The organism is Pseudomonas sp. PNPG3 (genome assembly GCF_023093815.1).
In the GTDB taxonomy this organism is placed as follows: domain Bacteria; phylum Pseudomonadota; class Gammaproteobacteria; order Pseudomonadales; family Pseudomonadaceae; genus Aquipseudomonas; species Aquipseudomonas asiatica.
Genome location: NZ_JALLKV010000006.1, coordinates 1 through 24,544, shown reverse-complemented (window position 1 = coordinate 24,544; position 24,544 = coordinate 1). Strand labels below are relative to the sequence as shown.

Here is a 24,544-nt window from a genome sequence, read left to right as displayed (position 1 = left end):
AATTACAGTTTCTTGGCTTTCTCGATCGCTTCGTCGATGCTGCCGACCATGTAGAACGCTTGTTCTGGCAGGTGGTCGTAGTCACCTTTGAGGATGCCGCTGAAGCCAGCGATGGTGTCTTTCAGGGAAACGTACTTGCCTGGCGAACCGGTGAAGACTTCGGCCACGAAGAACGGCTGCGACAGGAAGCGCTGGATCTTACGAGCGCGGGCTACCAGTTGCTTGTCCGCTTCGGACAGTTCGTCCATACCCAGGATCGCGATGATGTCTTTCAGCTCTTTGTAGCGCTGCAGAACATACTGAACGCCACGAGCGGTCTCGTAGTGCTCGTTGCCGATCACGTTCGGGTCCAGCTGGCGCGAAGTCGAGTCCAGTGGGTCGACCGCTGGGTAGATACCCAGGGAGGCGATGTCACGGGACAGAACGACGGTGGCGTCCAAGTGGGCGAAGGTGGTCGCTGGCGACGGGTCGGTCAAGTCGTCCGCAGGTACGTATACGGCCTGAACGGAGGTGATCGAACCTTCCTTGGTGGAGGTGATACGCTCTTGCAGAACGCCCATCTCTTCAGCCAGGGTCGGCTGGTAACCTACTGCCGAAGGCATACGGCCCAGCAGTGCGGATACTTCGGTACCGGCCAGGGTGTAACGATAGATGTTGTCGACGAACAGCAGAACGTCGTTGCCTTCGTCACGGAACTTCTCAGCCATGGTCAGGCCGGTCAGCGCTACGCGCAGACGGTTTCCTGGTGGCTCGTTCATCTGGCCGTAGACCAGCGCTACCTTGTCGAGAACGTTGGAGTCCTTCATCTCGTGGTAGAAGTCGTTACCCTCACGAGTACGCTCACCCACACCAGCGAACACGGAGTAACCGCTGTGTTCCATGGCGATGTTACGGATCAGTTCCATCATGTTTACGGTCTTGCCGACACCGGCACCACCGAACAGACCAACCTTACCACCCTTGGCGAACGGGCAAACCAGGTCGATAACCTTGATGCCGGTTTCCAGCAGGTCGTTGCCGCCTGCCTGGTCAGCGAACGAAGGCGCTGGCTGGTGGATACCGCGACGCTCTTCTTCGCCGATCGGGCCGGCCTCGTCGATCGGGTTGCCCAGTACGTCCATGATACGGCCCAGGGTGGCCTTACCAACAGGAACGGAAATGGCAGCGCCGGAGTCAACGACTTCCAGACCGCGCTTCAGGCCTTCGGTCGAGCCCATCGCAATGGTACGAACCACGCCGTCGCCCAGCTGCTGCTGAACTTCCAGGGTGGTTTCCGCGCCTTGTACTTTCAGCGCGTTGTAAACACTCGGCACGACGTCACGTGGGAATTCCACGTCGATGACGGCGCCGATGATTTGAACGATACGTCCGCTACTCATAGCTGGATCCTCTGAATATTTGAACCGTTAAACCGCGGCAGCGCCGCCGACGATTTCCGAGATCTCCTGGGTGATCGCAGCCTGACGCGCCTTGTTGTAGATCAACTGAAGCTCTTTGATCAAATCACCGGCGTTGTCTGTGGCGTTCTTCATGGCGATCATCCGGGCCGCTTGTTCAGCAGCGTTGTTCTCGACCACCGCCTGGTACACCTGCGACTCCACGTAACGCACCATCAAGCCGTCCAGCAGCTCTTTTGCGTCGGGTTCGTACAGGTAGTCCCAGTGATGCTTGAGATCCTGATCCGGGGTTGCCACCAACGGTACCAATTGCTCGACCGTTGGCTTCTGGGTCATGGTGTTGATGAACTTGTTCGAAACCACCGAGAGGCGATCGATACGGCCGTCCAGGTAGGCGTCCAGCATCACTTTGACGGAGCCGATCAGATCGTTGATCGATGGCTCTTCGCCCAAGTGGCTGATCGCGGCTACGACGTTGCCGCCAAAGATGCGGAAGAAAGTCGCACCCTTGCTGCCGATCACGCACAGGTCGATTTCCACGCCCTGTTCGCGGTTTTCGTTCATGTCCTTGACCAGGGCCTTGAACAGGTTGGTGTTCAAGCCACCGCACAGACCACGGTCACTGCTCACCACGATATAACCGGCGCGCTTTACAGGGCGCTCAATCATGAACGGGTGGCGGTATTCCGGGTTGGCGTTGGCCAGATGACCGATCACCTGGCGGATACGCTCCGCGTAAGGACGGCTAGCAGCCATGCGCATTTGTGCCTTGCGCATCTTGCTGACCGCCACTTTCTCCATGGCGCTGGTAATTTTTTGCGTGCTTTTGATGCTCGCAATCTTACTGCGAATCTCTTTTGCGCCTGCCATGTATCACCTATCAGGTTAGCAAGCGGGGGCCTGAGCCCCCGCTGCGGCTTACCAGGTCTGGGTGGCCTTGAACTTCTCGATACCGGCTTTCAGGCCTGCGTCGATTTCGTCGTTGAAGTCACCCTTCACGTTGATCTTCGCCATCAGTTCAGCGTGATCACGGTTGAAGAAGGCGATCAGTGCTTGCTCGAAGCTACCGATCTTGGAGACTTCTACGTCAGTCAGGAAGCCACGCTCAGCGGCGTACAGCGACAGGGCCATGTCCGCGATGGACATCGGCGCGTACTGCTTCTGCTTCATCAGCTCGGTAACGCGCTGACCATGCTCCAGCTGCTTGCGGGTCGCTTCGTCCAGATCGGAAGCAAACTGGGCGAATGCAGCCAGTTCACGGTACTGAGCCAGAGCGGTACGGATACCACCGGACAGTTTCTTGATGATCTTGGTCTGAGCGGCACCACCTACGCGGGATACCGAAACACCGGCGTTCACTGCTGGGCGGATGCCCGAGTTGAACATGGCCGATTCCAGGAAGATCTGACCGTCGGTGATGGAAATCACGTTGGTCGGAACGAACGCGGAAACGTCGCCAGCCTGGGTTTCGATGATCGGCAGGGCGGTCAGGGAACCGGTCTTGCCAGTGACTGCGCCGTTGGTGAACTTCTCGACATACTCTTCCGAAACGCGCGATGCACGCTCCAGCAGACGGGAGTGGAGATAGAACACGTCGCCTGGGTACGCTTCACGTCCTGGTGGACGACGCAGCAGCAGGGAGATCTGACGGTAGGCAACGGCCTGCTTGGACAGGTCATCGTAAACGATCAGGGCGTCTTCACCGCGGTCACGGAAGAACTCGCCCATGGTGCAGCCGGCGTATGGCGCCAGGAACTGCAGTGCGGCGGATTCCGAAGCACTGGCAACGACCACGATGGTGTTGGCCAGGGCGCCGGCTTCTTCCAGCTTGCGAACGATGTTGGCAACGGTGGAACGCTTCTGGCCGACAGCAACATAAACACAGAAAATACCGGAGTCTTTCTGGTTGATGATGGCGTCGATGGCCATGGCGGTCTTGCCGATCTGACGGTCACCGATGATCAGCTCACGCTGGCCACGGCCGACAGGGATCATGGCGTCGACGGACTTGTAGCCAGTCTGTACAGGCTGGTCTACCGACTTACGCCAGATCACGCCTGGAGCGACCTTTTCGACCGCGTCGGTTTCGGTGGTGGTCAGAGGACCTTTGCCATCGATCGGGTTACCCAGAGCGTCGACAACGCGGCCCAGCAGGCCTTTGCCGACCGGAACTTCCAGGATGCGACCGGTGCACTTGGCGCTCATGCCTTCGGCGAGGGTGTCATAGGCACCCAGGATCACTGCACCTACGGAGTCTTGCTCCAGGTTCAGGGCCATGCCGAATACGCTGCCAGGGAACTCGATCATTTCGCCGTACATGACGTCGGCCAGACCGTGGATCCGCACGATACCGTCGGATACCGAAACAACGGTACCTTCGTTACGGGCTTGGGAGCTCACATCGAGGTTGTCGATGCGGCCCTTGATGATTTCACTAATTTCGGAAGGATTGAGTTGCTGCATTGCTCTGCTGCCCCTTCAAACTCAAGATTTCAATGCTTCGGCCAGTTTCGCGATTTTGCCGCGAACAGAGCCATCGATTACCAGGTCACCAGCGCGGATGACGACGCCGCCAATCAGGCTGGCATCCTCCGACGCGTGCAGGCGCACTTCCTGGCCTAACCGTGCACTGAGAACCTTGGCGAGTTTGTCTTGCTGTTCTTGGTTCAACGCGAAGGCACTGGTGACTTCCACGTCCACGGATTTCTCTTGCTCGGCCTTGTACAGGTCGAACAGGGCGGCAATCTCCGGCAGAAGCAGGAGACGGTCGTTTTCCGCGGCAACATGAATGAAATTCCGTGCCTGTGCATTGAACTTGTCACCGCACACGTCAATGAACGTGGCGGCCTTTTCTGCGCTCGTCAGTCGCGGGGCCTTGAGCAGGCGCTGCATGGTGTCGTCTTGCGACACCGCAGCAGCCAGGCCGAGCATGGCTGACCAATTGGCCAGTTGCTGATGGGCCTGGGCATGCTCAAAGGCAGCCTTAGCGTAAGGTCGGGCCAACGTGGTCAGTTCTGCCATGATCGCCCTCGCTTAAATTTCAGCGGCCAGTTTGTTAACCAGCTCCGCATGCGCGTTTTGATCGATTGTGGCGCCAAGGATCTTTTCAGCACCACCAACGGCCAGGGCACCCACTTGGGCGCGCAGGGCGTCTTTAGCGCTGTTCAGTTCCTGTTCGATCTCGGCCAGAGCCTGAGCCTTCACACGGTCAGCTTCGACGCGGGCCTGATCACGGGCTTCCTCGACAAGCTGAGCAGCGCGTTTCTTGCTTTGCTCGATGATTTCGGCTGCCTGTGCTTTAGCTTCACGCAGTTGCTGACCCGCTTTCTCTTGGGCCAGCTCCAGGTCGCGAGCTGCGCGGTTGGCAGCGTCCAAGCCGTCGGCAATCTTCTTTTGGCGCTCTTGCAGGGCAGTGATGACCGGAGGCCACACATACTTCATGCAGAAGAGTACAAAAATCAGAAAAGCAACGGATTGGCCAATCAGGGTTGCATTAATGTTCACGCCAACACCTCGCTCGGTCTTAATTCATACAGCCATCAACTCGTGGTGACGAGTGATTAGCCGGCGATCTGACCAACGAACGGATTCGCGAAGGTGAAGAACAGAGCGATACCAACACCGATCATGGTTACGGCGTCGAGCAGACCGGCAACGATGAACATTTTAACCTGCAGCATCGGAACCATTTCTGGTTGACGAGCAGCGCCTTCCAGGAACTTGCCGCCCAGCAGGCCGAAACCAATGGCGGTACCCAGAGCACCCAGGCCGATCAGCAGAGCAACAGCGATAGCGGTCAGACCAACTACAGTTTCCATCTTTCCTCCCGACTTTTACGTCGTATTGGTTAGGTTTTTAGTTTGAAGCGGTAAAACAAATCGTTTGGTACAGCATGCCCTTGCGGACTTTTTAAGCCCTCCCCCCGAACAGGCGGGGAAGGCTATCAGACACGCCAGGCGGTCTTAATGGTTATCTTCGTGAGCCATCGACAGGTAGACGATGGTCAGCATCATGAAGATGAAAGCTTGCAGGGTGATGATCAGGATGTGGAACACAGCCCACGCCCATTGCAGCACCACACCCAGGCCGCTGAGCCACAGCAGGCCGGAGCCGAACATTACAGCGATCAGGATGAACACCAGTTCGCCGGCATACATGTTGCCGAACAGACGCAATGCCAGCGAGATCGGCTTGGCGATCAGGGTCACGAATTCCAGCAGGAAGTTGACCGGAATCAGCAGGATCTGAACGAAGATGTTCTTGCTGCCGAACGGGTGCAGGGTCAGCTCACCGATGAAGCCGCCCAGGCCCTTGACCTTGATGCTGTAGAAGATGATCAGGGCGAACACGCAGAAGGCCATGGCCAGGGTCGCGTTCGGGTCGGTGGTCGACACGGCGCGGAACGGAATGTGCGGGTCACCGGAGATCAGGATGGCCAGCTGAGGAATCCAGTCGACCGGTACCAGGTCGACGGCGTTCATCAGGAATACCCAGACGAAAATGGTCAGCGCCAGCGGAGCGATTACCGGGCTACGGCCGTGGAAGGAGTCCTTCACGCTGCCGTTGACGAAGTCCACCATCACTTCTACGAAGTTCTGCAGGCCGCCAGGTTGGCCGGAAGTCGCCTTCTTGGCCGCCATGCGGAAGATGAACAGGAAGATCAGACCCAGCGCGACGGACCAACCCAGGGTGTCCAGGTGGAACGCCCAGAAGCCCATTGCCTTGGCTTCTGCAGCCGAATGGGCGAAGCCCCAGCTGCCGTCTGGTAGTTGACCGTAGGTCAGGTTCTGCAAGTGGTGCTGGATATAGCCCGAAGCGGTTTCTGCTGCCATGGTTGCCTCAAACGCCCTAAGGTCTCGAAAGTCTTTTATTCATCAGCAGGGGCGCGAACCAGCTGACCAAAAGGGTCAACACGAAGACGCCGAATACTGCTAACGGCGCCAGTGGCTTCACTCCTGCGAAGGTCAGTGCAAAAAGCACTGCCGTCAAAATCATCTTGCCTGCCTCGCCAGCGTAGAACGACTTGACGATGGCTTGTGCCGCCCGGGCCCCGCTGAAGCGAAAAGCCTTCCAGGCGAAATACACATTGGGTAGCCAGGCAATCAAACCTCCGCAAAGGCCTGAATATCCACTGACCGCCCCTTTCCACTGCCACAACACCAACGTTGCCAGCAGCAGTACGACGAATTGAGCCAGCAGTACCGGGAAAACCGCCCAGCGATGGAAAGGCAGGCGGTTTGGCGTGCGGATTTCCATCACAACTGCTCCTCGGAAGTCGACCAGCAAGTCAGTTATGACTTGGCATAATTTGTGCCGACAAAATGCGCGCAGAGTATAGGGGTGGATTAACCCCTATTCAACTATTCGGTAGTGATTTCCGACTGCGCGCTACAACGGGAATTGTTTCAGCGGATGTGAGCAAGCACGCCTTGCAACTCGTCAAGCGAGTTGTAGCGAATAACCAATTGCCCTTTGCCCTTGTTGCCATGGCGTATCTGCACGGCCGAGCCCAGGCGCTCTGCGAGCCGCTGTTCAAGGCGTGCGATATCCGGATCAGGTTTGCTCGGTTCGACCGGATCAGGTTTGTCGCTGAGCCACTGACGAACCAGTGCCTCGGTTTGGCGCACGGTGAGGCCACGTGCGACAACATGACGCGCCCCCTCTTCCTGGCGGTGTTCTTCCAGGCCGAGCAATGCACGGGCGTGGCCCATCTCCAGGTCGCCATGGGCGAGCATGGTCTTGATCGCGTCAGGCAGGGTGATCAGGCGCAGCAGGTTGGCCACGGTCACCCGCGACTTGCCCACGGCATCGGCCACCTGTTGCTGGGTGAGCTCGAACTCCTGCTGCAGGCGCTGCAGGGCCAGGGCCTCTTCCAGCGGGTTGAGGTCTTCACGCTGGATGTTCTCGATCAGCGCCATGGCGATGGCGGCTTCGTCGGGCACTTCGCGGACCATCGCCGGGATCTTGTCCAGGCCAGCCTGCTGGGTGGCGCGCCAGCGGCGCTCACCGGCGATGATCTCGTAGCGGTTGCCATCGATCGGGCGCACCACGATCGGTTGCATCACGCCATGGTTGCGAATCGAGTGCGCGAGCTCTTCCAGCGCCTCCGGGTCCATGTCCCGGCGCGGCTGGTACTTGCCACGCTGGATCAGCTCGACCGGCAGGTGTTGCAGTTCTTTCTGGTCGATCTTCACAGCCTGCTCTTCGAGCGCGCTGACGGAAGGACCACTGAGCAGTGCATCCAACCCACGTCCGAGACCCCGTTTCTTGACGGCCATACGGATTCCTTAAGTTGTTTGTGCAGTGCGTGATTGACGGCGTTGACGGCGTACCAGTTCCCCGGCCAGGGCCAGATAAGCCAGCGCGCCTCGCGATTGCTTGTCGTAGGCCAGGGCCGGCATGCCGAAGCTCGGGGCCTCGGCCAGGCGAATGTTGCGCGGAATGACCGTGTCGTACAGCTGCGGGCCAAAGTGCTCCTTCAGCTGCGCCGAGACATCGTTGTTCAGGCTCAGGCGCGGATCGTACATGGTCCGCAGCAGGCCCTCGATCTTCAGCTCCGGGTTCAACCGGGCGGCGATGCGCTTGATGTTATCCACAAGGTCGCTGAGACCTTCCAGTGCGTAATACTCGCACTGCATCGGGATGATCACGCCATCTGAAGCGACCAGGGCGTTGAGCGTCAGCATCGACAGCGACGGAGGGCAATCGATGAGGATGTAGTCGTAGTTCTCGCGGATAGGCGCCAAGGCGTTGCGCAGGCGGCTCTCCTTGACCTGCATTTCCAGCAGCACCACTTCGGCGGCTGTCAGGTCACGGTTGGCCGGCAGCAACTGGAAACCACCGTGCTCGGAGTAATGCATGGCCTGGGCCAGGTCGCATTCCCCGATCAACAGGTCGTAGACCGAGTGCTCGAGCTCGTGCTTGTCCACACCGCTGCCCATGGTGGCGTTGCCCTGCGGATCGAGGTCGATCAGCAGCACACGACGCTTGGTCGCGGCCAGCGAGGCGGCGAGATTGATACAGGTGGTGGTCTTGCCCACACCACCTTTCTGGTTCGCGATTGCGAATACCTTAGCCATTGTTGCGTGTGTTCCCAGTCATGCCTTGCGGCGCAGTATCAGCAGATGGCGCTGGCCCTGGCAACCTGGAACGGTCAGGGCCTGCTCGCTTTCCACTGTGAAGTCTGCGGGCAATGCTACCAGTTCATCGGCAGGATGCAGCCCCTTCATTGCAAGCCATTGCGTCCCGGTGTCGCCCAGGTGGCGGGTCCAGTTGGTGAAGTTCTCCATGCTGCTGAAGGCGCGGGAGATGATTCCGCTGAACGGTTGTGTCGGCTGGAAGGCTTCGACCCGACTGTGGATAACCGTGAGGTTGTCCAACTTGAGCTCCATTTTCACCTGGGTCAGGAAGCGGGTCTTCTTGCCGTTGGCGTCCAGCACCGTCACGCGCTTGTGCGGATGCAGGATAGCCAATGGGATGCCGGGCATGCCACCGCCACTGCCAACATCCAGCCAGTTGTCACGCTCGCTGTGGATAAACGGCATGACACTGAGGCTGTCGAGCAGGTGACGCGACACCATCTCGTCGGGGTCGCGCACGGCGGTGAGGTTGTAGGCTTTGTTCCATTTGATCAACAGGGCGAGGTAGCCGAGCAGCTTCTCGTGATGCTCGGCGCTCAGCTCGACACCGAGCTGGCGCGCACCTGTGGACAACTCTTCAGCGTGTTGCGGGGTGACCAGGGAACTCAAGCGCTTTGCTCCAATTCGCGGCCAGCGCCGCGTTTTTTCAAGTGAATCAGCAACAGGGAAATCGCCGCCGGGGTCACGCCCGGGATACGCGAAGCCTGACCCAGGGTTTCCGGACGGGTCTGGCCCAGCTTGCCCTGGATTTCCTTGGACAGGCCGGAAATCGTCGAGTAATCGATATCCACAGGCAGGCGGGTGTCTTCGCTGGCACGCAGACGTGCGATTTCATCCTGCTGGCGATCAATGTAACCAGCGTACTTGGTGCGGATTTCGACCTGCTCGGCGACCTGTGGATCAATCGCTTCACCACCGGTTGCCTCAATCAGCCCGGCGTAGTCGATTTCCGGGCGCGCCAGCAGGTTGAGCAGACTGTACTCGTGGCTGAGCGGAGTACCGAACTTATCCACAATGGCCTGGCCTTGCTCGGTGTTCGGGCGGACCCAGGTCGACTTCAGACGCTGCTCCTCGCGCTCGATGCCGTCGCGCTTGGCGCAGAAGGCGGCCCAACGCTGATCGTCGATCAGGCCGAGTTCGCGGCCCTTTTCGGTCAAGCGCAGGTCGGCGTTGTCTTCGCGCAGGATCAGGCGGTACTCGGCACGCGAAGTGAACATGCGGTACGGCTCCTGGGTACCCAGGGTAATCAGGTCGTCGACCAGTACGCCGATGTATGCCTCGTCGCGGCGCGGGCACCAGCTGTCTCGGCCCTGCGCACGCAGGGCGGCATTGGTCCCGGCCAGCAAGCCTTGTGCGCCGGCTTCTTCATAACCGGTGGTGCCGTTGATCTGGCCGGCGAAGAACAGACCGCCGATGACCTTGGTCTCGAGGCTGTACTTGAGGTCGCGCGGGTCGAAGTAGTCGTATTCGATGGCGTAGCCCGGGCGCACGATGTGTGCGTTCTCCATGCCGCGGATGGATCGCACCAGCTCCAGTTGCACATCGAACGGCAGCGAAGTGGAAATACCGTTGGGGTAAAGCTCATGGGTGGTCAGGCCTTCCGGCTCGATGAACACCTGGTGGCTTTCCTTGTCGGCGAAGCGATGGATCTTGTCTTCGATCGACGGGCAGTAGCGCGGGCCGACACCTTCGATTACACCCGAGTACATCGGCGAACGGTCGAGGTTCGAGGCGATGATCTCGTGGGTGCGCGCATTGGTGTGGGTAATCCAGCAGCTCACCTGACGCGGGTGCATCTGGGCGTTGCCCATGAACGACATCACCGGGATCGGCGTATCGCCTGGTTGCTCGGTCATCACCGAGAAGTCCACCGAACGGCCGTCGATACGCGGCGGGGTACCGGTTTTCAGGCGGCCAACGCGCAGCGGCAGTTCACGCATGCGGTGGGCCAAGGCGATCGAAGGCGGATCGCCGGCGCGACCACCGGAATGGTTTTGCAAACCAATGTGGATAAGCCCACCGAGGAAAGTACCGGTGGTCAGTACCACCGATTCGGCGAAGAAACGCAGGCCCATCTGGGTCACCACGCCTTTGACCTGGTCCTGCTCGACGATCAGGTCGTCGCAGGACTGCTGGAATATCCACAGGTTCGGCTGGTTTTCCAGGATTTCACGCACCACTGCCTTGTAGATGGCGCGGTCGGCCTGTGCACGGGTAGCGCGTACAGCCGGGCCCTTGCGGTTGTTCAGAACGCGGAACTGGATGCCGCTCTTGTCGGTGGCCAGCGCCATGGCGCCGCCGAGGGCATCGATCTCTTTGACCAGATGGCTTTTGCCAATACCGCCAATAGCGGGGTTGCAGCTCATGTGACCGAGGGTTTCCACGTTATGGGTCAACAGCAGGGTTTTCACACCCATGCGTGCAGACGCAAGCGCAGCCTCGGTACCGGCATGGCCGCCGCCGATGACGATCACTTCAAAACGGGAAGGGAAATCCACCACGCACCTCGTGCCTGTTTTTGCGAATAGAGAAGGTAAGCGGACAAGTATAGGGACTTCACCCCCTTTAAAGAAACCGTCTGAGCAAATTTTGACCAGTCTGTGGATGAGTGGCTACCAACAGAAATCAAAGAGGAAAAATTTAAAAAAGCTTTGTTTTTATGTTTATTCTTATGCACAAGCCTTTCTGTGGATAAGCTTATGCAGGCCTTTATCCATGCTGTGTAGAGCAAAATTAAACCCTGTGGCTGGAGTACCATGAGGGTTATGGATAACACGATTTAGCCTGTGGATTAAATGGCTGTTTACCCACAAGCGGGTTTGTCCTCAGAAAAAAAGCCTGCTTATCAACGGAGCTGAAGGCGAGTTTTCCACAGGGCTCCTGAGAGCAGATTGGGGTAGGTTAATGAAAAAAATGTGAACCTGCACCGGCCTCTTAGCGGGTGAACCCGCTCCCACAGGGGTCTGCACAGCCTGCAGGTGCGGCGCGTTTTCCGTAGGAGCTGCGAAATTTGAGGCAAAAAAAAGCCGCTCCCGAAGGAGCGGCTCTTGGTTTTGCCTGGCTGTGAATTACTTGCCGATGCAAAAGCTGGAGAAAATCCGCCCCAGCAGGTCATCAGAGCTGAATGCCCCGGTAATCTCCCCCAGGGCCTGCTGCGCCTGCCGCAGGTCTTCCGCCAACAGCTCACCCGCACCAGCCAGGGTCAGTTGTGCACGGCCATGTTCCAGGTGCTCACTGGCCTGGCGCAGGGCATCCAGATGGCGCCGGCGAGCGCTGAAACCACTCTCCGCCGTCTGTTCATAACCCATGCAGGCCTTCAGGTGGTCACGCAGCAACTGCAGCCCTGCATCGTCCCCTTTGGCACTGAGGGTGATCGTTACATGGCCGTCATCGCACTGTTCCAGCGCTACCCGCTCACCACTAAGGTCGGCCTTGTTCCGAATCAGCGTCACCTTGGCCGGGTCTGGCCGCTGGTCGAGAAATTCTGGCCACAGGGCGAACGGGTCGCTGGCCTCGGGCGCGGTGGAATCCACCACCAACAACACCCGATCTGCCTCGCCAATGGCCTTCAGCGCACGTTCCACGCCAATCTTTTCCACATGGTCATCGGTGTCGCGCAAACCGGCAGTATCGACCACGTGCAGCGGCATGCCGTCGATGTGGATATGTTCGCGCAGGATGTCTCGCGTGGTGCCGGCAATATCAGTCACGATGGCCGCTTCCCGACCGGCCAGCTGATTCAGCAGGCTCGACTTGCCGGCATTCGGCCTACCGGCGATGACCACAGTCATGCCGTCACGCAGCAAAGCCCCCTGCCCGGCTTCACGCTGTACTTTGGACAACTCGCCCCGCACCGTATCGAGCATCGCCAGCACATGGCCGTCGGCGAGGAAGTCGATTTCCTCTTCAGGGAAGTCGATCGCCGCCTCGACGTAGATGCGCAGCGCAATCAACGCCTCGGTCAGGAAGTGCACGCGCTTGGAGAACTCCCCCTGTAGCGAACGCAGGGCATTGCGCGCAGCTTGGCTGGAACTGGCTTCGATCAGATCGGCAATGGCTTCGGCCTGGGCCAGGTCGAGCTTGTCGTTGAGGAATGCACGTTCGCTGAACTCACCCGGGCGAGCCAGCCGGCAACCAACCTGTACACAGCGCTGCAGCAGCATATCCAGTACCACCGGGCCACCATGGCCCTGCAGTTCCAGCACGTCCTCGCCGGTGAACGAATTCGGCCCGGGGAAAAACAGCGCGATCCCTTCATCCAGTACCAGGCCTTCCTCGTCGCGGAACGGGCCGTAATGGGCGTGGCGCGGGGTAAGCGTACGGCCGGTGATCAACTGGCCGGCCTTGGCGGCCAGAGGGCCGGACAACCTGACAATACCCACACCGCCGCGGCCCTGGGCGGTGGCGATGGCGGCGATGGTTTCACGCACAGTGTTCATGCTCGAAAGCCTCTACGACAAAAACGACAGATAGCAAAAACGCCCCACTAGGGGGCGTTTTTTATTCACAGGCTAGCGCAGTAGCCTGTCAAGCAGCAGCTTTTTTGCTGGCTGCTTCGATGCTGCGAGTGATGTACCACTGCTGTGTGATCGACAGGCAGTTGTTCACAACCCAGTACAGCACCAGACCAGCCGGGAACCACAGGAAGAAGAAGGTGAAGATGATCGGCATCATTTTCATCACCTTGGCCTGCATCGGATCCGGCGGCGTCGGGTTCAGGCGCTGCTGGATGAACATGGTGGCGCCCATGATGATCGGCAGGATGAAGAACGGATCCTTGATCGACAGGTCGGTAATCCACAGCATCCATGGGGCCTGGCGCATTTCCACGCTTTCCAGCAGTACCCAGTACAGGGCCAGGAACACTGGCATCTGCACCAGGATCGGCAGGCAGCCGCCCAGCGGGTTGATCTTCTCTTTCTTGTACAGCTCCATCATCGCCTGGGACATCTTCTGGCGATCGTCACCGAAGCGTTCTTTCAATGCAGCGAGCTTTGGCGCGACGGCACGCATGCGCGCCATCGAACGGTAGCTGGCAGCCGACAGCGGGAAGAACAGGCCTTTGATCAGCATGGTCAGCACGATGATCGACCAGCCCCAGTTACCCAGCAGGCTGTGGATATGTTGCAGCAGCCAGAAGATCGGCTGGGCGATGAACCACAGGAAACCGTAGTCGACAGTCAGTTCCAGACCTGGGGACAACTCTTTCAGCTTGGACTGGATTTTCGGGCCGGCATACAGCATGGCGCTGGTTTCGACCTTGCCGCCAGCAGGCACGCTGATTGCCGGGCCGGTGTAGCCGATGATGTAGTTGCCCTGGCTGTCCTTGCGGGTCTGGACAACGTTGTTGTCCGACTTGGCCGGAATCCAGGCGGTAACGAAGTAGTGCTGCAGCCAGGCAACCCAGCCGCCGGACACATTTTCTTTCAAATTGCCTTTGTCGATATCCTTCATCGAGACCTTTTTGTAAGGCTCGGAAGGGGTCCACAGGGCAGCGCCCAGGTAAGTAGCGGTGCCGGTGGCAGTGCTCGACGACGGATCGGAGCTGGCATCACGCTTGAGCTGGGCAAACATGTTGCCGCTCCAGGCCTGGCCGCTCTGGTTGTCGATAAGGTAGCTGACGGTCAGGTCATACTCGCCACGCTTGAAGCTGAAGCGCTTGATGTAGTTGACGCCGTTGTCGCTAAACTTCAGGTCGACCACCAGTTGTTCCTGACCATCGGCCAGCTGGTAACCCTTCTTGTCACTAGCGTACAGAGGGCGACCGGCAGGACGTGCATCCGGACCGTTGACGCCGGTCAGGCCGCTTTGTGCCAGGTAGACACGCTCGCCACCGTTGTCGAACAGTTGGAACGGAATGTCCGGGTGGTCCTGACGACGTGGGTACTGCGGCAGGTTCAACTGGACGATGTCACCACCGACCGGATCGATAGCCAGTTCCAGGACATCGGTCTTGACCCGGATCAGGTCCTTGCTGACCGCAACCGGCGCCAGTTCGGCAGCGCTGGTTTCGGCGTTGGCGCTTGGCACATCGGCGCTGGCGCCGGCATTACCGGCCGGTACGCCATCCGGCAAACCCGGGGCAACGGTGCTGGCAGCAGTATTCTGAGTCGGCAGGGCAGCCTGGCCGTAGTCCTGGTTCCACTTGAGGACCATGACGTAGGACACGATTGCCAGGGCGACGATCAGGATCGTGCGTTTAATATCCATGATTACTCGGCTATCGAAGAAGTTCGGGAGGAAGGAGCGGGAGGAACGGGATCGAAACCGCCGTCGTTCCACGGATGACAACGCCCCAGGCGACGAACGGCTAGCCACCCACCACGCCAGAAGCCGTGGTTTTCGATGGCTTCATAAGCGTAACAGGAGCAACTGGGGAAGAAACGACAGTGGTTGGCCATCAGAGGACTAATGGCGTAACGGTAAAACTGGATCGGAACGAGCGCCAGTTTACGCATCTTGGCTGTCTACCCCTGCGGAATTGGCGGTCGCTGCTGGAGTGGGCCGGCTGCGTGCCAGGCGTTTCCAGAGTTTGCCAAAGTGTTGGTGCAATTCCGGGTTTTCTATCTCACCCAATCCCTTGCGCGCGACGATCACAATATCCAACCCGGCAAGCAATTGCTGGTTCAGACGAAAGGAATCGCGCATCAAGCGCTTGAGGCGGTTGCGTTGAACGGCGAGCTTGACGCTCTTCTTGCCGATCACCAGGCCGAGGCGTGGGTGATCGAGGCCGTTCTCACGAGCAAGGATCAGCAGGTTTTTCCCTGGAACCTTGCCGGTTGGGGAGTCGAAGACCGCTTTGAAATGTCGGGGTGTAAGCAGTCGCTTTTCCCGACTGAAGTCCTGACTCACCACCTGTGCCGAAAAATCAAATGGCCAGACGCTTACGGCCTTTGGCACGACGACGCGACAGAACAGCGCGGCCGTTCTTGGTAGCCATACGGGCACGGAAGCCGTGGGTGCGCGCGCGCTTGATGGTGCTTGGTTGGAAAGTACGTTTCATGGCGTGTTACCTGGTTTGTCGACGACGGGCCGGGATGGCCCCCTTTTTAAGAGACCGGCGATTCTAGAGAAAGCAAGCCCGTAGGTCAATTTCCAACCAGTCTTTCCATATAGAGCACGTGATGGACGGTGCGTGCTTGTCCATCCCCCAAGGGTGCTTGATCGGACACACGAATTGGGGACAACATGAAAAAAAGAAGAGACATATAAAAAGCTTTTCTGAAGAATCTATAAATCTTAAGTGGATAACCTTCTGTGGATAACCTGCTTGAGGCCAGAAAATACGGGCTGTACAGAGTTTTACAACTGTGTTCTCAACCGGTGCTGCGCTTGTTTTCTTCGTGATCAAAAGCTGTGGATTAAATCGTGGCTTATCCACAGTAGAGTTATCAACAGACCTGACATCAGGGTTGTGCATAGCGCTCATGGGTGCTTATCCACAGGGCTTATTCACAGTGCGGCGAAGCCTTTTTGGTCGATAAATGGCTGTTTTGTCATGGTTCCTAACGTGTCCACATGTGGATAACTGAACGCTCGACCGGTACAATGGCGGTTTGTTTTTGCCTCATCCGGCTTTCAAACTCAGGGGATATCCGTGTCAGTGGAACTTTGGCAGCAGTGCGTGGAGCTTCTGCGCGATGAACTGCCTGCCCAGCAATTCAACACCTGGATCCGTCCGCTACAGGTCGAAGCCGAAGGCGACGAGTTGCGCGTCTATGCGCCTAACCGTTTCGTTCTCGATTGGGTCAATGAAAAGTACCTGGGTCGTTTGCTCGAGCTGTTGGGCGAAAACGGCAGCGGCATTGCGCCTGCCCTTTCCTTGTTGATCGGCAGCCGTCGCAGCTCCGCGCCACGTGCCGCACCCAACGCGCCAGTAAGTGCTGCGGTGGCCGCCTCGCTGGCCCAGAGCCAGGCCCAGAGCCAGACACAGAAGGCAGTGCCGGCAGCGGTCGAACCCGTCGCCGTCGCGGCGGCCGAGCCTGTGCTGGTCGATGAACTGGCCGAGCCATCCTCGCGTGACAGCTTCGATGCCATGGCCGAGCCGGCTTCTGCGTCGGCCGGCAGTGCCCGGACCGAACAGCGCACCGTGCAGGTTGAAGGTGCGCTCAAACACACCAGTTACTTGAACCGCACCTTCACGTTCGACACCTTCGTCGAAGGTAAGTCGAACCAGCTGGCGCGCGCGGCTGCCTGGCAGGTGGCAGACAACCCCAAGCATGGTTACAACCCGCTCTTCCTTTATGGTGGTGTGGGCCTGGGTAAAACCCACCTCATGCATGCTGTGGGTAACCACCTGCTGAAGAAGAACCCGAACGCCAAGGTCGTGTACCTGCATTCGGAGCGCTTCGTCGCGGACATGGTCAAGGCGCTGCAGCTCAACGCCATCAACGAATTCAAGCGTTTCTACCGCTCGGTGGATGCGTTGCTGATCGACGATATCCAGTTCTTTGCCCGTAAAGAGCGCTCGCAGGAAGAGTTTTTCCACACCTTCAACGCCCTGCTCGAGGGTGGCCAGCAGGTAATCCTTACCTCTGACCGCTACCCCAAGGAGATCGAAGGCCTGGAAGAGCGTCTGAAGTCGCGCTTTGGTTGGGGCCTGACGGTGGCCGTCGAGCCACCAGAGCTGGAAACCCGCGTGGCGATCCTGATGAAGAAGGCCGACCAGGCCAAGGTCGAACTGCCGCATGACGCGGCCTTCTTCATTGCCCAGCGCATCCGTTCCAACGTCCGTGAACTGGAAGGCGCATTGAAGCGGGTGATCGCTCACTCGCACTTCATGGGCCGCGACATCACCATCGAACTGATTCGTGAGTCGCTCAAGGACCTGCTGGCGCTCCAGGACAAACTGGTAAGTGTGGATAACATTCAGCGTACCGTCGCCGAGTACTACAAGATCAAGATCTCCGATCTGTTGTCCAAGCGTCGTTCGCGTTCCGTGGCGCGTCCACGCCAGGTGGCCATGGCGCTGTCCAAGGAACTGACTAACCACAGTCTGCCGGAAATCGGCGACATGTTTGGTGGTCGCGACCATACGACCGTGCTGCACGCCTGCCGCAAGATCAACGAACTGAAGGAATCCGACGCGGACATCCGCGAGGACTACAAGAACCTGCTGCGGACGCTGACGACCTGATGGCCGTCTGCGCAGCTAATTGAAGGCAAGGGACTAGACCATGCATTTCACCATTCAACGCGAAGCCCTGTTGAAACCCCTGCAACTGGTCGCCGGTGTCGTCGAGCGCCGTCAGACCTTGCCGGTCCTGTCCAACGTATTGCTGGTCGTGCAAGGCCAGCAACTGTCGTTGACCGGTACCGACCTGGAAGTCGAACTGGTAGGCCGCGTGCAACTGGAAGAGCCGGCCGAGCCTGGCGAAATCACTGTCCCGGCCCGCAAGCTGATGGACATTTGCAAAAGCCTGCCGAACGACGCCCTGATCGATATCAAGGTCGACGAGCAGAAACTGTTGGTCAAGGCCGGCCGTAGCCGCTTTACCCTGTCGACCCTGCCAGCCAATGACTTCCCGACCGTGGAAGAAGGCCCGGGCTCGCTGACCTGCAATCTGGAACAGAGCAAGCTGCGCCGCCTGATCGAGCGCACCAGTTTCGCCATGGCCCAGCAGGATGTGCGCTACTACCTCAACGGCATGCTGCTGGAGGTTTCCCGCAACACCCTGCGAGCTGTGTCCACTGACGGTCACCGCCTGGCGCTGTGCTCCATGAGCGCACCGATCGAGCAGGATGATCGCCACCAGGTCATCGTGCCACGCAAAGGTATCCTCGAACTGGCACGCCTGCTGACCGATCCGGAAGGCATGGTCAGCATCGTCCTGGGCCAGCACCACATCCGTGCTACAACCGGTGAGTTCACCTTTACTTCCAAGCTGGTGGACGGCAAGTTCCCGGACTACGAGCGCGTACTGCCCAAGGGCGGTGACAAGCTGGTGGTCGGCGACCGTCAGGCGCTGCGTGAAGCCTTCAGCCGTACTGCGATTCTTTCCAACGAAAAGTACCGCGGTATCCGCCTGCAACTGGCTGCTGGCCAACTGAAGATCCAGGCCAACAACCCCGAGCAGGAAGAAGCTGAAGAAGAAATCAGCGTGGACTACGAAGGTAGCTCGCTGGAAATCGGCTTCAACGTCAGCTACCTGCTGGACGTGCTGGGCGTAATGACTACCGAGCAAGTTCGTCTGATCCTGTCCGATTCCAACAGCAGTGCCCTGCTGCAGGAAGCTGGCAATGACGATTCTTCCTACGTTGTCATGCCAATGCGTCTGTAACCCGTAGCAGGCGAAATGTCTCTTCGACGTATCATGGTCACCGCGGTGCGCAACTTGCACCCGGTGACACTCTCACCGTCCCCCCGCATCAACATCCTTTACGGCGCCAACGGCAGCGGCAAAACCAGCGTGCTTGAGGCCGTGCACCTGCTCGGGCTGGCGCGCTCGTTCCGCAGCACCCGCCTGAACCCGGTTATCCAGTACGAACAACCGGCCTGTACCGTGTTCGGCGAAGTGCAATTGGCCGAGGGTGGCAGCAGTAACCTGGGTGTATCCCGCGAGCGGCAGGGGGAGTTCACTATTCGCATCGATGGGCAGAATGCGCGGAGTGCGGCGCAACTGGCTGAATTGCTACCGCTCCAGCTCATCAATCCGGACAGTTTCCGCTTGTTGGAAGGCGCTCCGAAAATACGCCGCCAGTTCCTGGATTGGGGTGTGTTCCACGTGGAACCTCGTTTTCTGCCAGCTTGGCAACGGCTGCAGAAGGCACTGCGGCAGCGGAACTCATGGTTGCGGCATGGTACACTTGACCCAGCTTCGCAAGCCGCCTGGGACCGGGAATTGTGCCTGGCCAGTGCGGAAATAGATGAATACCGTCGCAACTACATCAAGGCCTTGAAGCCCGTCTTCGAGCGAACCCTGAGCGAACTGGTCGAGCTGGACGGGTTGACCCTTAGCTACTACCGAGGCTGGGACAAGGACCGGGAACTGCAAGAAGTACTCGCTTCCTCTCTCCTTCGCGATCAGCAGATGGGCCACACCCAGGCCGGTCCGCAGCGTGCTGATCTGCGTCTTCGTCTGGCTGCCAACAATGCAGCCGACATCCTGTCGCGTGGTCAGCAAAAGCTGGTGGTGTGCGCATTGCGCATTGCCCAAGGCCACCTCGTTCGTCAGGCTCGCCGCGGTCACTGTATTTATCTCGTGGATGACTTGCCGTCCGAACTGGACGACCAGCATCGCCGCGCGCTGTGTCGCTTGCTTGAAGAATTACGCTGCCAGGTGTTCATCACCTGTGTAGATCACGAATTACTGAGGGAAGGCTGGCAGACGGAAACGCCAGTTGCTTTGTTCCACGTGGAACAAGGCCGTATCACCCAGACCCACGACCATCGGGAGTGAATGCATGAGCGAAAATCAAACGTACGACTCCTCTAGCATCAAGGTGCTGAAAGGTTTGGATGCCGTGCGCAAGCGCCCCGGCATGTACATTGGCGACACCGATGATGGTAGCGGCCTGCACCACATGGTCTTCGAGGTGGTCGACAACTCGATCGACGAAGCCCTCGCCGGTCACTGCGATGACATCACCGTCATCATTCACCCGGACGAATCCATCAGTGTGCGCGACAACGGTCGCGGCATTCCGGTCGACGTGCATAAAGAAGAAGGCGTTTCCGCAGCCGAGGTCATCATGACCGTGCTGCACGCCGGCGGTAAGTTCGACGACAACTCCTACAAGGTATCCGGCGGTCTGCACGGCGTAGGTGTTTCTGTTGTGAACGCCCTGTCCGAGAAACTGGTACTGACCGTTCGCCGTAGCGGCAAGATCTGGGAACAGACCTACGTTCACGGTGTTCCACAGGCGCCGATGGCGGTTGTAGGTGACAGCGAAACCACCGGTACCCACATCCACTTCAAGCCTTCGGCTGAAACCTTCAAGAACATTCACTTCAGCTGGGACATCCTGGCCAAGCGTATCCGCGAACTGTCGTTCCTCAACTCGGGCGTTGGCATCCTGCTGAAGGATGAGCGTAGCGGTAAGGAAGAGTTCTTCAAATACGAAGGCGGCCTGCGTGCGTTCGTCGAATACCTGAACACCAACAAGACCCCGGTCAACTCCCAGGTATTCCACTTCAACGTCCAGCGTGACGATGGCGTGGGTGTTGAAGTCGCCCTGCAGTGGAACGACAGCTTCAACGAAAACCTGTTGTGCTTCACCAACAACATTCCGCAGCGTGATGGCGGTACTCACCTGGTGGGCTTCCGTTCCTCGCTGACCCGTAGCCTGAACAGCTACATCGAACAGGAAGGCCTGGCCAAGAAGAACAAGGTGGCGACCACTGGCGACGACGCCCGTGAAGGCCTGACCGCGATCATCTCGGTGAAGGTGCCAGACCCTAAGTTCAGCTCGCAGACCAAGGACAAGCTGGTCTCCTCGGAGGTGAAAACCGCCGTGGAACAGGAGATGAACAAGTACTTCGCCGACTTCCTGCTGGAAAACCCGAACGAGGCCAAGGCCGTCGTTGGCAAAATGATCGACGCTGCCCGTGCCCGTGAAGCGGCACGTAAAGCCCGTGAAATGACTCGCCGTAAAGGCGCGCTGGATATTGCCGGCCTGCCAGGCAAACTGGCGGACTGCCAGGAAAAGGACCCTGCCCTTTCCGAACTGTACCTGGTGGAGGGTGACTCCGCGGGTGGCTCGGCGAAGCAAGGCCGCAACCGTCGTACCCAGGCAATCCTGCCGTTGAAGGGTAAAATCCTCAACGTCGAGAAAGCACGCTTCGACAAGATGATCTCGTCCCAGGAAGTGGGTACGCTGATCACTGCACTGGGCTGCGGTATCGGCCGCGAAGAGTACAACATCGACAAGCTGCGTTATCACAACATCATCATCATGACCGATGCTGACGTTGACGGTTCGCACATCCGTACCCTGCTGCTGACCTTCTTCTTCCGTCAGCTGCCGGAGCTGGTCGAGCGCGGCTACATCTACATTGCCCAGCCACCACTGTACAAGGTGAAGAAAGGCAAGCAGGAGCAGTACATCAAGGACGACGAGGCCATGGAAGAGTACATGACCCAGTCGGCCCTGGAAGATGCCAGCCTGCACCTGGACGAGTCGGCGCCAGCGGTTTCCGGTGTGCAGCTGGAAGCACTGGTGAATGAGTTCCGTAGTGTCATGAAGACCCTCAAGCGTCTGTCTCGCTTGTACCCGGAAGAGCTGACCGAGCACTTCATCTACCTGCCGGAGGTGAGCCTGGAACAGCTGGGTGACCATGCTGTGATGCAAGCCTGGCTGGCCCAGTTCCAGGAGCGCCTGAACAACAGCCAGAAGTCCGGTCTGGTTTACAAAGCCAGCCTGCGCGAAGACAAAGAGCGCAACGTATGGTTGCCAGAAGTGGAAGTTACCTCCCACGGCCTGGCCAGCTACGTGACTTTCAACCGGGACTTCTTCGGCAGCAATGACTACCGTACCGTAGTCAACATTGGTGCCAAGCTGTCCAGCTTGTTGGGCGAAGGTGCTTATGTGCAGCGAGGTGAGCGCCGCAAGGCAATTGTCGAGTTCAAGGAAGGCCTGGATTGGCTGATGAACGAAACCACCAAGCGCCACACCATCCAGCGATACAAAGGGCTGGGCGAGATGAACCCTGAGCAGCTGTGGGAAACCACCATGGACCCGACCGTCCGCCGTATGCTCAAGGTCACCATCGAGGATGCGATCGCTGCCGACCAGATCTTCAACACCCTTATGGGTGATGCGGTCGAGCCGCGTCGTGACTTCATCGAAAGCAACGCGCTGTCGGTATCGAACCTGGACTTCTGATCCGGTGTAGGTTCACAGAAAAGCTGCACGCTTTCACAAATAGATGACCGGCCGGGCTTCAACCATGGCCCCTGTCGGTCACCACCAAGCCCGCCTTCGCGGGCTTTTTTTTGCCTGGAATTCCTGCCGGGGCGCCCTACTCCGCTCATTGGAAAATGATGCAGATGGGGGGATTTGAGGAAGTGATTTGATGGGGCGCTGGAAGTGCTGAGAGGGTCGGCGGGCGGATCTGAGCAGCAGAGAGATTGAGAGGACTTTAAAACTAATATTTGAACACCTTAATAGTTAATTAAGCGTACGTGTTAAGTATTAATTTGAACAATTTAGTATGGAAATGGAATTTGGTGGAAGTTGCCATTTTGGATTTTTTGTAGATTTCGAAGGGATGTTGGAATAAGATCTATGACCAACTTTTCCGCTTTGCACTGAAGATTTTCAGCCAAATCAGCTGTTTGAAGCGAGAGCTTCAGACCTGATCCAAATTGCTCCAGCGATCACGAAGTGGCCGTTTAGAAATAAAGAGAGCAAGCCGATTGCTTTAGATTCTGATCAGTCATGAGAGTCATGACCAATGAGAGAAAAGGAGACCTGAAAATGTAGAAAAACGCGATCAATCCCGAGAGGACTGACCGCGCTTAGCGAAGCAGACTTGCGTCCTCAGAACCCGCAATGTCTGCTTTTTCGAAGCGACTGTCAATCCTCTCCCATTTTTTCGACCTTAGCGAGGTTACTCGACGGCACAGTGTTGCCTGTCGAAAGGCCTCACTTCGCCCGCCCTGCGCCTTGATTTTTTGGCGCAGCGTCGGCGCTCGTTTCGAGATTTTCGGAGGTGTTTCATGACAGTACGAAAGGTGGTCACGCGGCGGTCCAACCATTACCGCGGCTACTTCCCATCGCTCAAAAATAAAAAGCCTGTGCCCTGGGAGTCCCAGCTCGAAGGCGCTCTTTTTCGGCTTCTTGAGCTGTCTCCTGCGGTCATCGGCTACGTCCCGCAGCCCAGTGAGGAACGTGTTCCATCGCTCCAGGGCTACTTCAAATATTACCCAGACGTACAGGTTTTCCTCGCGGATGGGCGCGAGTGGTGGTTTGAAGTGAAGCCTCACGACCGACTGAAGATTGCCAGCGTCAGGCAGCGACTGGATGCCGCTGAGCGCTACTTCAACGCCACTGCCCGTAACTTTTCGGTGATCACTGAAAAGTTAATTGAAGCTGAACCCCTGGCTACCAATCTTAGAAGGCTGATGTATCACCGGCGCGGTCCAGAGCTTTCGCATCAGGCGTTGGAGGAGGTAATGGCGACCTTCAACGAATGGCCGCCTATGACCGTTGCAGATCTGCTCTACGTGGTTGGTGAGGGGAAAGCCTGGCGCTTGTTAGGCCTTGGGGTGGTGGGCATTGACCTTGATAGGTCAATTGACACTGACTCCCCGGTCTTCCTGCAAGGGGGGCACCGTCATGCAAACCTTTTCCCTTAGGGTGAAATTGGTCGTCATCGTTCGTGGCGTACTGATGGTGCTTGAGAAGAGGCTTATTGACCGGAAGCTGCTCTTTTTCGATGAGCTTGGTGAGCCCACGAAGCTATCCGAGAAGGAGTTCTATGAGGCCTACGAGAAGCGCGAGATCGAGATCTCCGCTGATCAGCCATACCTTGGGAGGGTTCCGTATGTGCGGAACGTCCCTCCAGATATTTCATGCTTCCCCAAAAAACATGGAGATGAGGCATTGCGTCGACGCAAGTATCTGGACGACCTAACTAAGCGCGGTAAATACAAGCTACCGGGTGACGAAGACATGATCAAGAAGCTTAGAGATATCGCCAAAAAGATTGGGGATGCGTGCGCACCCTCGGTTTCCACTATTCGACGTTGGGCAGCCAAATACATTGGCCAGAACGTAGTAAAGCTTATCCCTCAGCATGCCAAAAAGGGTCGGGCTGCCGCGATACAGGGAGAGCTCGAAGTTATTCTTGAAGGGGTGATTAATAAAACCTACCTGCAGGATACGATTCCAGCGGTCAGCGTGGTCGTTTCAGAATTCGAGGATCAGATAAAAGAGAGGAACAAAAGTCGTTTGCCTTCGGATCAGCTCAAGATCCCAAGCGGAATGACTGTCCGAAGGTACATTGAATCGTAAGCGTCCGGCGAACTCACCTTCCGAACTCCAGCATTAAGGGCGATGGTGTCC

The 24,544-nt window shown here is 58.0% G+C and carries 23 protein-coding genes; 6 read left to right on the top strand and 17 right to left on the bottom strand.

All coding sequences use genetic code 11. The features are described 5' to 3' along the window. Nucleotides 1-2: 2 nt before the first annotated feature. From atpD to rpmH, 17 genes are all read right to left on the bottom strand, one after another. The gene (gene atpD, locus MJ643_RS06305) at nt 3-1,379 is read right to left on the bottom strand and encodes a F0F1 ATP synthase subunit beta (RefSeq protein WP_013974904.1); all 1,377 of its coding nucleotides are present in this window, start codon (nt 1,377-1,379) and stop codon (nt 3-5) included. A gap of 27 nt (nt 1,380-1,406) precedes the next feature. Continuing rightward, the gene (gene atpG, locus MJ643_RS06300; protein ID WP_013974905.1) at nt 1,407-2,267 is read right to left on the bottom strand and encodes a F0F1 ATP synthase subunit gamma; all 861 of its coding nucleotides are present in this window, start codon (nt 2,265-2,267) and stop codon (nt 1,407-1,409) included. 48 nt (nt 2,268-2,315) lie between these two features. Next, nucleotides 2,316-3,860 (bottom strand): F0F1 ATP synthase subunit alpha, encoded by a 1,545-nt coding sequence (atpA, locus tag MJ643_RS06295; protein WP_013974906.1) that lies wholly within the window; start codon nt 3,858-3,860, stop codon nt 2,316-2,318. Between the two features lie 21 nt (nt 3,861-3,881). Continuing rightward, nucleotides 3,882-4,418: a F0F1 ATP synthase subunit delta gene (locus tag MJ643_RS06290; RefSeq protein ID WP_003260034.1), complete on the bottom strand. Its 537-nt coding sequence runs from the start codon at nt 4,416-4,418 to the stop codon at nt 3,882-3,884. A gap of 12 nt (nt 4,419-4,430) precedes the next feature. Beyond that, a complete protein-coding gene (locus MJ643_RS06285; protein ID WP_003260032.1) occupies nt 4,431-4,901 on the bottom strand; it encodes a F0F1 ATP synthase subunit B in 471 nt (156 codons plus the stop codon). A gap of 56 nt (nt 4,902-4,957) precedes the next feature. Continuing rightward, complete coding sequence (gene atpE / locus MJ643_RS06280; protein WP_003097235.1) at nt 4,958-5,215, bottom strand: F0F1 ATP synthase subunit C; 258 nt, start codon at nt 5,213-5,215, stop codon at nt 4,958-4,960. A gap of 144 nt (nt 5,216-5,359) precedes the next feature. Then, a complete protein-coding gene (gene atpB, locus MJ643_RS06275; RefSeq protein WP_003260030.1) occupies nt 5,360-6,229 on the bottom strand; it encodes a F0F1 ATP synthase subunit A in 870 nt (289 codons plus the stop codon). A 16-nt stretch (nt 6,230-6,245) separates the two neighbouring features. After that, nucleotides 6,246-6,653 carry a F0F1 ATP synthase subunit I gene (locus MJ643_RS06270; protein ID WP_008092225.1) on the bottom strand — a complete coding sequence of 136 codons (408 nt, stop codon included), beginning with the start codon at nt 6,651-6,653 and terminating at the stop codon, nt 6,246-6,248. 149 nt (nt 6,654-6,802) lie between these two features. Then, nucleotides 6,803-7,675: a ParB/RepB/Spo0J family partition protein gene (locus MJ643_RS06265; protein ID WP_003260029.1), complete on the bottom strand. Its 873-nt coding sequence runs from the start codon at nt 7,673-7,675 to the stop codon at nt 6,803-6,805. Nucleotides 7,676-7,684: 9 nt separating this feature from the next. Next, on the bottom strand, nt 7,685-8,476 hold the full coding sequence (locus tag MJ643_RS06260; protein ID WP_012274913.1) for a ParA family protein: 792 nt from the start codon (nt 8,474-8,476) through the stop codon (nt 7,685-7,687). An 18-nt stretch (nt 8,477-8,494) separates the two neighbouring features. Next, nucleotides 8,495-9,145 carry a 16S rRNA (guanine(527)-N(7))-methyltransferase RsmG gene (gene rsmG / locus MJ643_RS06255; protein WP_013970242.1) on the bottom strand — a complete coding sequence of 217 codons (651 nt, stop codon included), beginning with the start codon at nt 9,143-9,145 and terminating at the stop codon, nt 8,495-8,497. After that, nucleotides 9,142-11,034, bottom strand: coding sequence for a tRNA uridine-5-carboxymethylaminomethyl(34) synthesis enzyme MnmG (gene mnmG, locus MJ643_RS06250; RefSeq protein WP_015268403.1), 1,893 nt, complete (start codon nt 11,032-11,034; stop codon nt 9,142-9,144). Before mnmG ends, rsmG begins: the two co-directional genes overlap by 4 nt. Before the next feature lie 570 nt (nt 11,035-11,604). Next, nucleotides 11,605-12,975: a tRNA uridine-5-carboxymethylaminomethyl(34) synthesis GTPase MnmE gene (mnmE, locus tag MJ643_RS06245; RefSeq protein WP_013970244.1), complete on the bottom strand. Its 1,371-nt coding sequence runs from the start codon at nt 12,973-12,975 to the stop codon at nt 11,605-11,607. An 88-nt stretch (nt 12,976-13,063) separates the two neighbouring features. Then, on the bottom strand, nt 13,064-14,746 hold the full coding sequence (yidC, locus tag MJ643_RS06240; RefSeq protein ID WP_013970245.1) for a membrane protein insertase YidC: 1,683 nt from the start codon (nt 14,744-14,746) through the stop codon (nt 13,064-13,066). A gap of 2 nt (nt 14,747-14,748) precedes the next feature. Then, complete coding sequence (yidD, locus tag MJ643_RS06235; RefSeq protein WP_080563709.1) at nt 14,749-14,994, bottom strand: membrane protein insertion efficiency factor YidD; 246 nt, start codon at nt 14,992-14,994, stop codon at nt 14,749-14,751. Next, nucleotides 14,987-15,391 (bottom strand): ribonuclease P protein component, encoded by a 405-nt coding sequence (gene rnpA, locus MJ643_RS06230; protein WP_013970246.1) that lies wholly within the window; start codon nt 15,389-15,391, stop codon nt 14,987-14,989. The genes yidD and rnpA overlap by 8 nt, the downstream gene beginning before the upstream one ends. 13 nt (nt 15,392-15,404) lie before the next feature. After that, nucleotides 15,405-15,539, bottom strand: coding sequence for a 50S ribosomal protein L34 (gene rpmH / locus MJ643_RS06225; protein WP_003253163.1), 135 nt, complete (start codon nt 15,537-15,539; stop codon nt 15,405-15,407). A gap of 594 nt (nt 15,540-16,133) precedes the next feature. On the opposite strand from rpmH, the gene dnaA reads away from it, so the two are divergent. The 6 genes from dnaA (at nt 16,134) to MJ643_RS06195 (ending at nt 24,493) form a co-directional block, all read left to right on the top strand. Continuing rightward, the gene (gene dnaA / locus MJ643_RS06220) at nt 16,134-17,672 is read left to right on the top strand and encodes a chromosomal replication initiator protein DnaA (protein ID WP_024087935.1); all 1,539 of its coding nucleotides are present in this window, start codon (nt 16,134-16,136) and stop codon (nt 17,670-17,672) included. Between the two features lie 40 nt (nt 17,673-17,712). Further along, nucleotides 17,713-18,816, top strand: a complete 1,104-nt coding sequence (gene dnaN / locus MJ643_RS06215) for a DNA polymerase III subunit beta (protein ID WP_003260019.1) — start codon at nt 17,713-17,715, stop codon at nt 18,814-18,816. A 15-nt stretch (nt 18,817-18,831) separates the two neighbouring features. Continuing rightward, on the top strand, nt 18,832-19,935 hold the full coding sequence (recF, locus tag MJ643_RS06210; protein WP_247726713.1) for a DNA replication/repair protein RecF: 1,104 nt from the start codon (nt 18,832-18,834) through the stop codon (nt 19,933-19,935). A gap of 4 nt (nt 19,936-19,939) precedes the next feature. Next, a complete protein-coding gene (gene gyrB, locus MJ643_RS06205) occupies nt 19,940-22,360 on the top strand; it encodes a DNA topoisomerase (ATP-hydrolyzing) subunit B (protein WP_013970249.1) in 2,421 nt (806 codons plus the stop codon). An 836-nt stretch (nt 22,361-23,196) separates the two neighbouring features. Beyond that, nucleotides 23,197-23,835, top strand: a complete 639-nt coding sequence (locus tag MJ643_RS06200; protein ID WP_011953077.1) for a TnsA endonuclease N-terminal domain-containing protein — start codon at nt 23,197-23,199, stop codon at nt 23,833-23,835. Next, on the top strand, nt 23,816-24,493 hold the full coding sequence (locus MJ643_RS06195) for a hypothetical protein (protein WP_247726712.1): 678 nt from the start codon (nt 23,816-23,818) through the stop codon (nt 24,491-24,493). The genes MJ643_RS06200 and MJ643_RS06195 overlap by 20 nt, the downstream gene beginning before the upstream one ends. The last annotated feature ends 51 nt before the right edge of the window (nt 24,494-24,544 follow it).